The 14,008-nt window shown below is 62.0% G+C and carries 15 protein-coding genes; all 15 read left to right on the top strand.

The annotated features are described in order from the left end of the window. Positions 1 to 383 (top strand): zincin-like metallopeptidase domain-containing protein (locus THS5294_RS09960; protein WP_268873759.1); only part of this gene is annotated, 383 nt, incomplete at its 5' end. Positions 384 to 406: 23 nt separating this feature from the next. Then, positions 407 to 616, top strand: coding sequence for a DUF6330 family protein (locus tag THS5294_RS09965; RefSeq protein WP_040182663.1), 210 nt, complete (start codon positions 407 to 409; stop codon positions 614 to 616). Positions 617 to 702: 86 nt separating this feature from the next. Next, on the top strand, positions 703 to 1,092 hold the full coding sequence (locus THS5294_RS09970) for a DUF3768 domain-containing protein (RefSeq protein WP_024099302.1): 390 nt from the start codon (positions 703 to 705) through the stop codon (positions 1,090 to 1,092). 155 nt (positions 1,093 to 1,247) lie between these two features. After that, on the top strand, positions 1,248 to 3,230 hold the full coding sequence (locus THS5294_RS09975; RefSeq protein WP_009807956.1) for a ParB/RepB/Spo0J family partition protein: 1,983 nt from the start codon (positions 1,248 to 1,250) through the stop codon (positions 3,228 to 3,230). 76 nt (positions 3,231 to 3,306) lie between these two features. Next, on the top strand, positions 3,307 to 3,900 hold the full coding sequence (locus THS5294_RS09980; protein WP_009807955.1) for a hypothetical protein: 594 nt from the start codon (positions 3,307 to 3,309) through the stop codon (positions 3,898 to 3,900). A 102-nt stretch (positions 3,901 to 4,002) separates the two neighbouring features. Continuing rightward, complete coding sequence (locus THS5294_RS09985; protein WP_009807954.1) at positions 4,003 to 4,656, top strand: DUF6927 domain-containing protein; 654 nt, start codon at positions 4,003 to 4,005, stop codon at positions 4,654 to 4,656. Positions 4,657 to 4,782: 126 nt separating this feature from the next. Beyond that, the gene (locus tag THS5294_RS09990) at positions 4,783 to 5,109 is read left to right on the top strand and encodes a type II toxin-antitoxin system PrlF family antitoxin (RefSeq protein ID WP_005668772.1); all 327 of its coding nucleotides are present in this window, start codon (positions 4,783 to 4,785) and stop codon (positions 5,107 to 5,109) included. Then, positions 5,106 to 5,624 (top strand): type II toxin-antitoxin system YhaV family toxin, encoded by a 519-nt coding sequence (locus tag THS5294_RS09995; RefSeq protein WP_009807953.1) that lies wholly within the window; start codon positions 5,106 to 5,108, stop codon positions 5,622 to 5,624. The genes THS5294_RS09990 and THS5294_RS09995 overlap by 4 nt, the downstream gene beginning before the upstream one ends. A 100-nt stretch (positions 5,625 to 5,724) precedes the next feature. Then, entirely contained in the window at positions 5,725 to 5,889 is a 165-nt protein-coding gene (locus THS5294_RS18445; RefSeq protein ID WP_169730253.1) for a hypothetical protein, read from the top strand. Continuing rightward, entirely contained in the window at positions 5,879 to 6,031 is a 153-nt protein-coding gene (locus THS5294_RS10005) for an antitoxin PaaA2 family protein (protein WP_009807951.1), read from the top strand. The genes THS5294_RS18445 and THS5294_RS10005 overlap by 11 nt, the downstream gene beginning before the upstream one ends. Before the next feature lie 102 nt (positions 6,032 to 6,133). After that, positions 6,134 to 10,408 (top strand): strawberry notch-like NTP hydrolase domain-containing protein, encoded by a 4,275-nt coding sequence (locus THS5294_RS10010; RefSeq protein ID WP_058123656.1) that lies wholly within the window; start codon positions 6,134 to 6,136, stop codon positions 10,406 to 10,408. A 14-nt stretch (positions 10,409 to 10,422) separates the two neighbouring features. Further along, the gene (locus tag THS5294_RS10015) at positions 10,423 to 10,728 is read left to right on the top strand and encodes a hypothetical protein (RefSeq protein ID WP_009807948.1); all 306 of its coding nucleotides are present in this window, start codon (positions 10,423 to 10,425) and stop codon (positions 10,726 to 10,728) included. Between the two features lie 125 nt (positions 10,729 to 10,853). Next, on the top strand, positions 10,854 to 11,582 hold the full coding sequence (locus THS5294_RS10020; protein ID WP_027238619.1) for a DUF736 family protein: 729 nt from the start codon (positions 10,854 to 10,856) through the stop codon (positions 11,580 to 11,582). A gap of 366 nt (positions 11,583 to 11,948) precedes the next feature. After that, positions 11,949 to 13,403: a sensor histidine kinase gene (locus THS5294_RS10030; protein WP_009807946.1), complete on the top strand. Its 1,455-nt coding sequence runs from the start codon at positions 11,949 to 11,951 to the stop codon at positions 13,401 to 13,403. Further along, positions 13,400 to 14,005 (top strand): response regulator transcription factor, encoded by a 606-nt coding sequence (locus THS5294_RS10035; RefSeq protein WP_009807945.1) that lies wholly within the window; start codon positions 13,400 to 13,402, stop codon positions 14,003 to 14,005. The genes THS5294_RS10030 and THS5294_RS10035 overlap by 4 nt, the downstream gene beginning before the upstream one ends. Positions 14,006 to 14,008: the final 3 nt, after the last annotated feature.

Consider the following 14,008-nt stretch of genomic DNA (forward strand, 5'->3'; position numbering starts at 1 on the left):
GCAACGCAACAGGTTGTAAGGGTCGGCGCGGCATAAACCGGAGCGCGGCATTATGGCCCTTATGCCGACATCGGCATAAGGCCCATGCCACGAAAGCCCCGCATCGGCTGAACCGTGATTTCGGGTTCTCGAAGTTTGGCAACACGTCCTATGCGCGCGAGGAGATCGTCGCGGAATTGACCTCGGTGTTCCTGGGTCAGACGCTCGGCTTCACGGCGCATACGCTCGAGATGAATGCCGCCTACCTCCACAACTGGTTGCGCGTTCTTCGGTCGGACAAGGGTGCGATCTTCAAGCACGCCGCGGATGCGCAGCGCGCCTGTGACTATCTGATCGCACAATCTGAGGCGGGTAGGGCAGGGCGCAGTGCCGAGGCCGCCTGACCACACGGAGAACGGAGACTCGCATGTCACGCAAGGAACCCAAGACGCTGCGGGTGGCCTGCTTCGAAGACGGCCGCCGCAAGATCATCACCTTCAAACGCGGTGCCTATTGGTGGAGCCCGTCCGAGGGCGCTTACCCGCTCTCGGCGGCACTCGAGAGCATCAAGGAACAGGGCGGCTGGATCGAAACCATCCCCAACCCGAACTACAGAGCCAGAGGGCTGTTCGGGTAAGGCGCCTTCTGCTTCGGTCCTTCCGCCAAGCAGAAAAGTGAAAGCGGGCTTTGGGAAGGGTGTTTCAACTTCTCAAAGGAGATCCCATGTCCATGACCGTTCAATCCCAGCCAGACCGTCCGGATCCGACCGTGATCGCGGCGCAAAACGACGCGTTTCGCAAGCTCGCGTGCCTTGGAGTGGCGCCCGCGCAGCCCACCCAGGGCCGAATGCATGTCACCCGCTCGCTTATGGAGGCCGGTGACGGCTTCATGGCCGAGGCGGTGAAGGCCACCGGTGCGTTCGATACATTCGAGCCTGAGAATGATCCCGAGGGATGGCACGATTTTGGCGCGGTCGAGATCCGGGGCGAGACCGTGTTCTGGAAAATCGATCTCTATGAAGCAGACTCGGATTTCCGCTACGGGGCTGAGACCCCGGACAATCCCGCCACCACCATGCGCGTGCTGACCATCATGCTGGCGCGCGACTGGTAGGGCAGGGGACACCCCCTGCTGAAACCCCAGGCGATGAAGGCCCACTGACCCCTCAAAGGGAGAGTGGGCCTTTTGTCGTGGTGATCCCTGAAGCCGGGGATTGGTCACGCGGGTGAAGGCGCGGGCCACACCTCACCCACCTGGAAGGATACCCCATGACCACGAACTTTGCCCCTCTCACCGTCGCCATCGGCGATCTGGTCCCGCATCCCGCCAATGTGCGCAGCAACTCGCCGGAAACCTATGATCCCGAGAACATCGCGCATCTGAAGGCCAGCATCGCCGTTCTGGGCCTCTTGCAGCCGATCCTGGTCCAGAAGTTCGACGGCAAATACGCCGTGCTGGCCGGTGGCCGGCGGCATGCCGCGCTGAAGGAGCTGGTCGCTGACAAGGCCATCAAGGGCTTCACGGCGAAGACCAAGGTGGACTGCCGCCTTGTGCCAGAAGACTGCGACGTCACCACGGCGCTGTCGCTCGCCGAGAACGTCACCCAGGCGCCGATGAACGCCATTGACGAGTTCGAGGCTTTCGCCCGGATGATGGAGGTCGATGGCCAAACGCCCGAGACGATCGCAAAGACCTTCGGCACCACGGTGGCCGCCGTGAAAGGCCGGTTGCGCTATGGCCTTATCCACCCCGACATCCGCGCCGCGGCCCGGGGCAAGGTGATCACGCTCGACACGATGAAGGCCTTTGCTGAGCATCCAAGCCAGGAGGCGCAGCGCGAGGTCTTCGAGGCGCTCACGAAGGACGGCGGCTATCTGCAGGCCTATACCGTCCGTCAGGCCCTCAAATCCCGCGGCGTGCAGGTCAGCGACGATATCGGGGCTTTCGTGCGCGTGGACTACGAGGCGCGTGGCGGTGCCGTCGCAGCCGATCTGCTGGATGAGCATTCCGTGCTTGAGGATGCGGCTCTGGTCGAGACCATCTTGCTCGAGAAGCTTGGTGCAGCCGCCGAGGACGCCCGTATGAGGCTGGGCTTTGCTTGGGCCGATGCGATGGTCCGCTATGATTACGCGACCATGGCCGATTACGGCCGCGTCTATCCCGGCCCGATCGAGCCTGATGAGGCTGCGCAAAAGCGCGTGGATGAAATCACCGCCGAGCTTGAGAAACTGCAGCTCGAGATGGAGGATGAGGGGCTCGAGGACGGTGCCTACAACGCCCTTTACGAGCGCGTGGACGCCTTGGAAGAGGAAGCCCGCGATCTGCAGGAGGCCTACAGCGCCGAGGACCTCGCCCGCGCTGGTGTGATTGCCTCGTGGCAGGGTGGGCAGATCACGCTCCATATTGGCCTCGTGCGCCCGGAGGACACCGTCAAAGAGGAGGGTGCGCGCGGCTCCTCGGCTAACCCGACTGGGGAGGAGGCCCCAGACGCCGGAGAAATCACCTATCCAGCCTCGCTGGCAGAGGACCTCAAGACCGAGCGGGCCATGGCCCTTGGCGCCGCGATGGCGCTGCATCCGGAAGCCACGCTCGATCTGACGCTCTTCAAGCTGGTCAGTGACGTTCTGGCCAGCGGCATGAGTGTCACACAGGCGATCAAGATCGATGCCCGCAAGGAATACCGCAGCCATGCCAAGATGGACGAGATCGACGAGACCTCGCTTGAGCAGGTGGCGGCGGCGCATGATGCGCTTGACCTCTCCTGGCTCGATGATACCCGCCCGCCCGCCGATCAGTTCGCGGCGTTTCGCGCGCTGAAGACTGGGGAGAAGGCCAAGCTCGTGGCCTATGCCACGGCCAGCACCACGCAGTCCTGCTTCGCGCGGGACCGCCAGCGCGACAGCCTGATGCATGCGTTCGAGATCGAGATCATGCCCGACATCCGCGCCCACTGGACGCCGAATGCGGCGCTCTTCAACCGCTTCAAGAAGGCCTGGCTCCTGAAGATCCTCGGTGAGGATCTGGGTCTCGCCCAGGAGGCTGTGACGCTCGCCTCGTCGAGCAAGAAGGAGATCGTCGCCTTCTGCGACAAACTCTTCGCTGAACCCTTCGCCACGCTCACCGACGCGCAGCGCGCTGCCGTGGCCGCCTGGTGCCCGCCGATGATGCAGACCGCCGGTGTCGCCTGTGATGAGGCGGAGCCCACTGCGGAAACCCCGGAGCCTGACAGCGAGGTCGCGCAAGCGGCCTGAGCCATTACGCGACCCGCGCGTGGACCACGTCGCCCGCGCGGGTCGACCCTTCCAAACCGAACAGAAAGACATCCCCATGGCTATTCTCAAGTTCTCTGCCTCCGCAGTTGCGGCGCAGATCGCCCATGCGCGCGCCTGCAAAACCTTCCTGCCCAACTGGAACGGGCCCGTGGACAGGCCCGCCCTGATCCTGATCGTCGGCAATGGTGTGCATCTGCGCTCAAACGGCATCGATGGCACGACCACCCGTATCGTCACCACCGAACAGGCCGATCCGTCCTTCGCCTTCGCCGACGGCATGAACCCGTTTCGGGACACCGACTGGATGGCGCAGCGCCGCATGGCGTTTCGCGATCTGACCGGCCAGTTCTACACCGACACCCTGGATGACGTGCAGGTGCTCATCGACCGGGGGCGGGGGGCCATCCGGCTGGCCACCGATGGCCACAGCATCCGCGTCTTCGTGCGCCGGGCCTCGGACTATCTCATCGGCGGGACCTACGAGGTGCCCTCGGGCCTCGGCGGCACCTTCCGGGTCATCCTCGAGGATGCCTGCGACACCTTCGCGATCGTGCAGAACTGCGGCAATTGCGAGGATTTCGACGCCATGCAGCCCTACCGCGTGCCGCTCGATGCGCTGATGGAAATCGATGACCGGAGGGCGGCGTAACGCGCCCTTTCTCAAACAAGCATCGCCAATACCCTGCCAGGCCTGCGGCCTTCTCGGGACATTGGCGACAACAATTCCCCCAATTAGAGAAAGGACTCTGAGATGGGATGGCTCTTCTACACCGACCGCCGCGTCAAAACCTACGCGGATGAGAAAGCGGAAATCGCCCGGCTCTGCACCTCTCATGGCGACACGCGCAAAACCGAACTGGTCAAAGCCTGCAAGGTCGGCTCCACCTGGTATGCGGCGGCAAGGGTCACCAATCTCGACGGCACCGCTGTCGAAGACGCGACCTATGTGACCGATGTGGATGGCTCCATCACGTTCGGGGCTGTCTTCCTCACCCGATATGATGACGGCTGCTGGGGCTACAAGGACATGGAGGAAAGCGCTGGCCCGAACGAGTCTCGTGCTCCCCTTGCGTTGATCGGGCTCCTCTCCAACCTGAAAGACCCGGACAGCTACGCCCAGGACTGGCGCCAGCGCTGCCGGGATTGGGCTGCGATCCCGGACTACGAGGAAGGCGACAAGATCAGGCTCGCCACCCCTGTGACGCTCACCGATGGCAGCACTTGCCAGATCGTGACCGCGACGCACTACAGGCGTGGGCGGCAAAAACGCCGCTGCTACCGCATCGAGGAAACCGGTGGGCTCGTACGCCTGTCGAAGGCCTCGCTTGCGGGCTCGGAGCTGCTCAGTTTCGCGAAGGGTGCGGCCAGTCCTGTGCTGGCGGAGTATCTCGCGGGGCGAGACTAGGTGCTGCGCCGGACGGTTCATCGACCTGCCCGGCGACAGCAGATCCTGCGGCTTATCTTGACAGAGCAATGCAAATGCATTACCTATCGCAGGCAGCAAAGACCCCCATTCTTTCAGGAGACTGCCATGACAGCGCTCGCACAAGATGTCTCGAAACTCACGGATCGGTATCAGACGACCGTGCCGGCGGGTGTGCGCAAGCAGCTCAAGCTGGGCAAGGGCGACCAGATTCGCTACTGCACCGAGCCGAGTGGCAGGGTCTATATTGAGCCCGTGCGCAGCGACGAGGAAGATCCTGTGCTCGGCGCCTTTCTCGATTTTGTCGAGGCCGATATCAAGGCGCATCCGGACCGCATTCGGGCGTTCGATGGGGCTTTGCATGACCGTCTTGCAGCACTGGTCGGAGACGTTGACGTCGATCTCGATGCGCCGCTATCGCTCGAGGATGAATGAGCGGCGATAGCGTGCCCGCTCAAGCGCCCCTTGTCGTAAACGGATGGTCGATTTATGCGCATCCGCTCTTTCTGGACCAGCTCGAAGGGCTGACCCTGGAGGTCGAGGCGCGTAAGGCACGCGATCCCAAGACCTGGCGCAAGAAGAATTCCACGAAACGGCTGGCCGCCATCTTCAAGCTGGTCACCGAGGCCATACCGGCAGATCCGGGTGCCGCCGCCTTCCGGCAAGGCGGCACACTCGGCGATCACCGCAAGCACTGGTTCCGGGCGAAATTCTTCCAACAGTATCGGTTGTTCTATCGGTTCAACAGCGATGCGAAGGTCATCGTGGTGGCCTGGGTGAACGACGACAAGACCCTGCGCGCCTATGGCAGCAAGACGGATACCTATGCGACGTTCAAAGGGATGCTGGAAGATGGCAACCCACCTGACAATTTTGACGCGCTCCTGAAAGAAGCCGCGGCGGCGGACAAGCGGTTCGAAACTTCCCTTGAAGCGGCGCCCGATCGGTAAGTGGCCTAGGATGATTTTCTGCGACCCTAACGGCACCGCCGTTTACGGTATCACGCAAGGTGATGTAACCTCACGCCTTAACACGGTTGGAGAAAACGCAATGGACGAAACGGGAAAGGAAGGGCCACTTCTTGGTCTCGATGAGCAATGCGCGTCCCAGATGAAGCGGGGCCGTTTGCCAGTCGCGGTGCACGTTGCAGACATGCCCCATGGCCTTGGCAAGCTTCTGGATAAAGCTCTCGAGGAGCATTTCCATGGCCGCTGAAGCGAATTCTTATGACGCCTGGTTTTGCGCGCAGGTGCAGGCCGCGCTGGAGGATGCACGCTCGGGAACATCTCAGGTTCAGGTGATGCAGGCCGCACAGGCATTGATTGATGCGAAACGGGAGGTCGAAGCCAAGTCCTGACCAAGCCTTGGAGGTCAGCGCGGTCTGACCCCCGTCACCATGAAAAGCGAAAGCGGGCTTTTTGTCCTTTGGAACTCAGACCCTGATCCAAAGGAAAATCCCATGTCCAAGCCCAATCCGGCAAGCCCGGCTCTCTCAACCTCCGACGCTGATTTCACCTCTGCGCTGGCGCAGATCGGCGCGGAGATCGACCATCAACCCCTGCGCAGTTCAGCGCTGGCGCGCATCATGCGCGAGACGTTTCATGGCAGCGATGCCGGGGGCGCCTGGGACTGGCGCATAGCCTATGACCTGATGCAGGCCGCAGCCATCCAGGTTGTGCTGCGTGGGGACGGCGCGGCAGGTGACTTCGCTGCTGCAAAGCTGCTTGCCTCACGGCTGCTGACGGAAACCCGCCGCTCCGAGCAGCAGATCCGGCTGCAGCAGTTTTCCACGCCGCTGCCATTTGCGGCGCTGGTCTTGCGGGCCGCGGCGATCCGCAAGGGCGAGACCGTTCTGGAGCCCTCGGCTGGCACCGGTGCCCTGGCAGCTTTCGCCGCCCGGGCTGGTGCCACGCTTTTGCTCAACGACATCGACCCCTTTCGCCAGTGCCTCCTGCGGGCCCTCTTCGGTGGCGATGTGACGGGCCATGACGGTGAGCATATCGACGATCTGCTGCAGACGCCGGTTCTACCCGACGTCGTGGTGATGAACCCGCCCTTCGCCTCCTCGGTCGATCGTTCCCGCGACAAGCACATCGCTGCAAAACATCTCATCGGGGCTGCAAAGCGTCTCGCGCCCGGCGGGCGGCTGGTGGCGATCATGCCGCCGGGATTCACGCCCGAACGCGATGCCGCGCATTGGTCCCGCGCCTGCGGTCTCCTGACGCCACGCTTGGCGCTGACGATGCCGGGGCAGGTCTACCGCAAGCTCGGCACCTCTGTCGAAACCCAGCTGATGGTCTTCGACAAGGTGCAGGAGGACGGCGAAATGATCCGCGCCGCGGTTCAGGATCTGGAGGAAGTCCTTCCTTTCGTTGACGCCGTGGCCGCGACCCGGACCGAGATGCGCCCAGTCCAACGGGCGGCAGCGATCCCTCATACTCGGTCGAGCGTTCCATCATCTGCCCCGCGCAAGGCCGCCGCTGCGCCTGTCGCCCCCTCCAAACCCCGGGCCAAGGCCGTTGTCCCGCTCAGCTTCACAAGCCTTCAGACCCCGCGCGACAACACGCCCATCTCGGACATCTATGCGCGCTACCGTCCGCAACGGATCGAGATTGCGAGTGCGCAGGAACATCCCACGCCGCTCGTTGAAAGCATCGCAATGGCCTCGGTTGCCCCGCCCATGCCCTCAAACACGGGCAGTGATGACTTGCGACTGCCCGCGAAGCTGATCGAGGAGGGTCACCTCTCCGAGGCGCAGCTGGAAACCATCATCATGGCGCATGACGCCCATGGGCGCGACCTGCCCGGTCGGTTCACTATCGATTACGACCAGACCAAGCTGACGCGCGCCGATGATGACCAGGATGCACGTGCCTATCGCCTTGGCTATTTCCTCGGCGACGGCACCGGTTGCGGCAAGGGCCGCGAATGCGCGGGGCTCATCCTTGTCAACTGGCTGGCCGGGCGCAGAAAGGCGATCTGGGTCTCCAAATCCGCCACGCTTATTGAGGACGCGATCCGCGACTGGACCGATCTCGGCGGCTCGCCTGCCGACATTCAGCCGCTTTCCAAATGGAAATCGGACCAGCCGGTCCCGATGGGCGACGGTATCCTCTTCGTCACCTACGCCACGCTGCGGTCCGCGGGCAAATGCGGCACCACGCGACTGAGCCAGATCCTCGAATGGATGGGCGCGGAGTTCGAAGGCGTGCTGGCCTTTGATGAGGCCCATGCCATGCAGAACGCAGCAGGGTCCGAGCAGGGCAGGGGGGTCAAACCCTCCCAGCAGGGCCTTGCTGGCCTGCGGCTGCAACTGGCAGCACCCCGCGCCCGCGTCTTCTACATCTCGGCCACGGGTGCCACGAGCGTGCACAATCTCGCCTATGCCGCGCGGCTGGGGCTCTGGGGGCAGGGCCCCGAATACCCCTTCCCAAGCCGCGAGAGTTTCGTTTCTGCGATGGAAGCCGGCGGCGTGGCTGCCATGGAGGTGGTCGCGCGTGATCTTAAGACGCTCGGCCTCTACACGGCGCGCGCCCTCAGCTTTGATGGCGTGGAGTATGACGTGCTCGAACACGCGCTCACCCCGGCCCAGATCGAGATCTACGACGCATACGCGGGTGCGTTTCGGACGATCCACCACAATCTCGAAGCGGCGTTGACTGCGACCGGCGTCAACGATGCCTCGGGCGAGACCAATGCGTCGGCAGCACGCGCCTCGGCCAAATCTCGCTTCGAGAGCACGAAGCAGCGCTTCTTCAACCATCTCCTGATGGGCATGAAGGCTCCAAGCATCATCCACGCCATCAAGGACGATCTGGCAACGGGCAAGGCTTGCGTCATCCAGGTGGTTTCGACAGGTGAGAGCCTGCTGAAACGTCGACTTGAGACAATGGACCCGGAGGATGAACTCGTTGAGGGGGCCTTGACGCCGCGCGACTATGTTCTGGGCTACCTCGAACAGGCCTTCCCGATTCATGCGCAAAAGCTGGTCGAGATCGACGGCAACATGGTGGCCGAACCTTTGCGGGATGAGACCGGCGCGCTCGTTGTCTCGCGCGAGGCGCTCGCCCTGCGAGATGCGGCCATGATGGAGTTGATGACGCTCGCCCCGATCCCTTCGGCGCTGGATCAGATCCTCTGGGCCTTTGGCGACGAGGCCGTGGCAGAAGTCACGGGGCGGTCCATCCGACCCCTCAAGGCCGAGTATGGTCATCTCTTCATCGAAAAGCGCGCCGCCAGCAGCAATTCATCCGAAACCCAAGCCTTCATGGACGGTGATAAGGATATCCTTATCTTCTCCGATGCGGGCGGTACGGGCCGGTCGTATCATGCGGCGCAAACGGCGAAGAACCAGAAACGGCGGCGGCACTACCTGCTGGAGCCCGGCTGGCGCGCCGATGCGGCCATCCAGGGGCTGGGCCGCACGCATCGCTCGGCGCAGGTCAGCGCGCCCTTCTTCCGGGTCTGCACCTCCGATGTGCATGGCGAAAAACGTTTCACCTCGACGATCGCCAAACGCCTCGACCAGCTGGGGGCTTTGACCAAGGGTCAGCGCGAGACCGGCTCGCATGGCATGTTCCGCGAAGAGGACAATCTCGAAAGCCCGATCGCGCGGGCCGCACTACGTGGGTATTTCGCCGATCTTGCCGCCGGACGCGCTGAGGCGATGAGCTACGAGAGCTTCACCGACTGGACGGCCCTGCGGCTGATCGACAAGGACGGGGTGCTGCTCGAGGAGCTGCCGCCGATCCAGCGGTTTCTCAACCGGGTGCTTGCCCTTCCCATCCACATGCAGAACGCGCTCTTTGCCGAGTTCATGCGTCGGATCGCTGATCAGACGGAACGGGCGCGCGCGGCGGGCACGCTCGATCTCGGCGTGGAAACCCTGCGCGGCGAAAAGATCGAGCAGGTCTCCACCGAGGATCTCTGGACCTGCCCGAAATCCGGGGCGGTGACGCGGATCATCGGACTTGAGGTGACGGACCCGGTCCACGTGCTGTCGGCGGATGACGCCCTGTCGCGCAATCCCGACAAGCTACCGATGGTTAACCGTGCTTCGGGACGCGCAGCGCTCATCTCGGCGCGCCCCATGCAGATGTATGACGAGGACATTGTCACGCTGATGCGCAAGGCGGTGCGGCCAAACGGGTCCAGCTATCTGGAGGAGACGCGGTTCGAGTCCTCGGCCTGGGAAGACATCGGAAGGCCTGAGTTTGCAAGGCTTTGGGATGCCGAGGCTGCGTCCCTGCCAAAAACCACCACGATCAAGCTCTACCTGCTGACCGGGCTCTTGTTGCCTATCTGGAAGGACATTCCGACCACCAATGAGCGCATCTACCGGGTCACGCCCGACGGGGCGACCGCGATGATCGGGCGGACGCTGAGCGAAGAAGGGGCGGCCGCGCTGCGCGCCCGCTTCCTCGTCTCCAATCCGCAAACACCGCAGGAGATGCTGACCGCCGCCCTCGGCACCACCGCGCCGGTCGATCTGGGCCGGGGTCTGACTCTGACCCGTCGTCGTGTCGCAGGCGAGATGCGCCTTGAGTTGGGCGGTGCGGATCGGGGCATGATCGACGGCCTCAAGGCCCTCGGCTGCTTCACGGAGATCATCGCCTTTCAGTTGCGGGTGTTTCTGCCGCACGGGGACGGGATCGACACAGCGGGCATCCTCTCCCGGATTGTTGGAACCGGACCAGACGCCACTTGGGACGTAACTTCAGTGGCAGCAGAATAGGCGAGGGGACGATCATGACTCTCGGAGAGATCAAAGCCGCCATCGATGCAGGTCAGACCGTACATTGGGCCAACACCGGCTACCGCGTGCACAAGGACAGCCTCGGCCAATACCTGATCACGTTTGAGCCGAACGGTAGCACCATCGGGCTGACCGACCGGAGCGGGCAGCGGTTGAACGGGGAGGAAGCAGAGTTCTTCATTGCGGGATCGGAGGAGGGCGACGAGAATACCCAGGACAGCCATCCGAGGCCAGACGGGCAGGGGAGGGGCGTCGTACCCGGCGGGAAGGTGGCACAGTCTTTCAGGCGTCAGCGCTAAACTGAAGGTTGGGAAGAAAGGAAAGCGAGCTTTCTGGTTTGTGATCCCTCAAGGGGTCGAGAAAGCAATCCCGGATGCGCTGGCAAGAACGTCAGGCACCGAACAATCTGAAAAGGAACCATCCCATGTTCGCAGGAACCCTCACCCGCAATGTCGAGACCGCAGCCGCTCAGTACACCGGCATGATCCACTCGACGCGCTTTGACATCGCCATCCAGTTGGAGGCGCGGGCCAAGATGTCCGAACGCAGCCCGGATTTTGACGTGACGGCAGTCAACAAATCCGGTCGCAAGGTGCGCATCGGCACGGCCTGGAACGAGACCGGCAATACCAGCGGCAACCCCTACGTCTCGATGCAGATCGATGTCGGCTTGGGCCCGTTCCGGGTCAACGCGGTGCAGACGAAAGAGGCGCGCGCGACCCAAAGCGGCGACTTCGAGATCATCCCGCTGGTCTCGAACGGCCTGATGAAGTCCGGCTCGATCTCGGGCGAGTTGACCGCCATGGACGCTGACAACGCCTTCACCGGCTACATCGCCAACATGATGTTCGATCTGGAGTTCATGCTGATCGAGAACAGCTACAAATCCGAGGAGACCCACCCGGATTACCGCGTCGAGGTCAGCTCGCCCCGGGGCACACCGATCCGCGTCGGATCGGCGTGGATGGCCAAAAGCAGCCGCACGGGCAATGACTACCTGTCGCTGCTGATCAACACGCCCGATGGCGATCTGCGCGTCAACGCCGTGCAGAACGAAAAACAGCGCGGCGGGCAGACCTTCTCGATCATCCCGTTCATCGACAGCGGTGAGCAACCGCAGGACGCAGGCGCGGGGCTGTCGCTGGTTGCCTAATCGGCGCGCGAGGGGGAGACGATCTGAACCGAAAGGGGAGCCGTGGGACCACGGTTCCCCTTTTTCTGTACTGGTGTGGTTGAATGAACCCGGCGTACATTGCTGACGTTCGTGTCGCCCGCAGCTAATGCTACCGAAGAGCCCAGAAGATCCAATGCTGCACGTTGCATCAATGTCCGCTCTTTTGCGCAGATGAAAATGTAGGTCTTTTTGTTAAGGAATCTCAAGCCGGTTGGCATTGACGCAAAGCTTTTTGCCCGTAGAAATACGGATTGGTGTTTGCGCCGACACCTGCGATGAATGCAAATGGCCGTCTCATATCCAACAAACTTCTGGCGGAACACTTTGCTATGGGCGCTTGCCGTCATGCTCGCTCTCGGCGGGGTGGCGTTTTTTGAACGACAGAACTTGGTGCGTGAACTGACGATCAAAAGTGAAACGCTGCATCGTCTGGCCTCACAGCGGGCTGATCAGCACGATGCGCATCTGACATCGTTGTCTGCAATTTTTGTGGCTGGTGGGATGGAGCGGCAGGACTTACTGTTAGACGTGGCCGCGACGATCAGGCGGTTTTACCCACGTATTACGTCGGTGAATGTTGTCCCATACGTTCCGTCCCAAACCGCCATAGAAACGCAGCCCGGTCTTTCGTTACAGGCGAGGGAACGCGTCATTGAATTGGCCCGCCGCTCGACCGGGGCTTTGCAAATTGGGCCAATGCCGGACCTGCCGGATCACTATCTGCTAGTGAAACGCACCCCTAATTCTGATGCGGCACGGCACGGTTTAGCGCTGGTGATTGACGCCCGCGCGCTGATTGCCACAGATGATCCGTTTTGGGACACGCCATCAGCTTCTTTGCGTCTGTCGACGCCTGATGGTCAAACGGCATTGGTCGGTGAGGTTTCATCGGGTGAGACTGGGTTTTCCAAACCGCTCGGCAGTGCGTCTCAGCCTTTGGTGTTTGAGACCTCTTTGACAATTGGGCTGTCTGACCTGTTGCCGGTCGAGACAGTGGTCTTTGTTATCGCACTGGTCACGGCCCTCTTTTTGCTGTCAGCCTTCGGTCTAAAGCAACGCGCGCGCACCAAAGATGCAGAAGACCGCGCCAAGCTGAGCGCGCAGGAAACGCGGCTAGCCCACGCCTCCCGCGTGAATGCAATGGGCGAAATGGCCAGCGGCATGGCGCATGAACTGGCGCAACCTCTGACCGCAATCCTGAGTCAAGCGCAGGCTGGCCGCCATTTGGCGCGGCGTGGTGAGGTCGCACGTCTTGGCACTGTGTTGGACGACACGGTATCCCAAGCACAGCGCGCGGCAAATCTCCTTGATCGCCTGCGAAGGTGGAGCAAACCGAACCGTGCCCCGTCTGAGGCCTGTTCCGTCCATGAAGCCGCGCAAAGCGTTAAAAATCTGTTGGCATTGGAGGCCAAGACGAAGGGGGCTGGCATTACCCTGTCGCTGTATGATCACCCACTTTTCATTGACGCCGATCCGGTCGAGTTGGAACAGGTTGTGTTTAATCTGATGCGCAACGCGCTTGATGCCTCGGACGAGGCACAGGTCACGATCCGCACGTATGTCGATGGCCCGTCGGTCATTTTGGATGTCAGCGATACCGGGCCGGGGGTGTCTGACGACCTTAGGCCTCGCGTCTTTGAGCCTTTCGTGACAGGCAAACCGGATGGAACGGGGCTTGGCCTTGCGCTGTGTCAAAGGCTGATTGAGGAAATGGGCGGTGATATCAAGCTGCTCGACGACACCGACCAGACCACGTTCCGTTTGTCCCTGCCGCGCTCAATCAAGACGGTGAGACCATGACCAACCATGTTTACCTCGTTGATGATGATGAGGCTGTTCGCAACGCGCTGAGCCTTTTGTTGGAAACCGTCGGGCTGAATGTGTGCAGTTTTGCCTCGCCCGAGAAATTCCTGAGCCAAGTGGCAGACTTGACGCCGGGATGCCTGATCCTTGACATCAGGATGCCTGCTATTTCGGGGCTGAAACTGCAAGAAAAGCTAACCGAGAAAGGCGTGTCATGGCCCACCGTCATTATCAGCGGACACGGCGATATCGAGGCGTGCAGGCGCGCGTTTCGCAATGGGGCGATTGATTTTCTGAGCAAGCCCGTCGACGAACAAAACCTGATCGACGCAATCCAGAAGGGTCATGCAGAGCTGGAAGCTAACCAGCAGGCTTTGGAAGAACGCGCAGAAGCGGTGGCATTGGTGCGCAATCTGTCCACACGCGAACAACAGGTTCTTGAGATGATCGCAAAGGGTCTGACGACCAAGCAAATCGCTGACGCGCTGACCCTGTCACCCCGCACAGTTGAAAGTCACCGCGCGGCTATTGCGGCCAAAGCGGGCACGTCCTCGGCGGCGGAATTGACCCGTTATTGGTTGGATGCACAGGCAGACTAACAC

Origin of the sequence: Thalassobacter stenotrophicus, from assembly GCF_001458315.1 — a bacterium.
GTDB classification, from domain to species: Bacteria; Pseudomonadota; Alphaproteobacteria; order Rhodobacterales; family Rhodobacteraceae; genus Thalassobacter; species Thalassobacter stenotrophicus.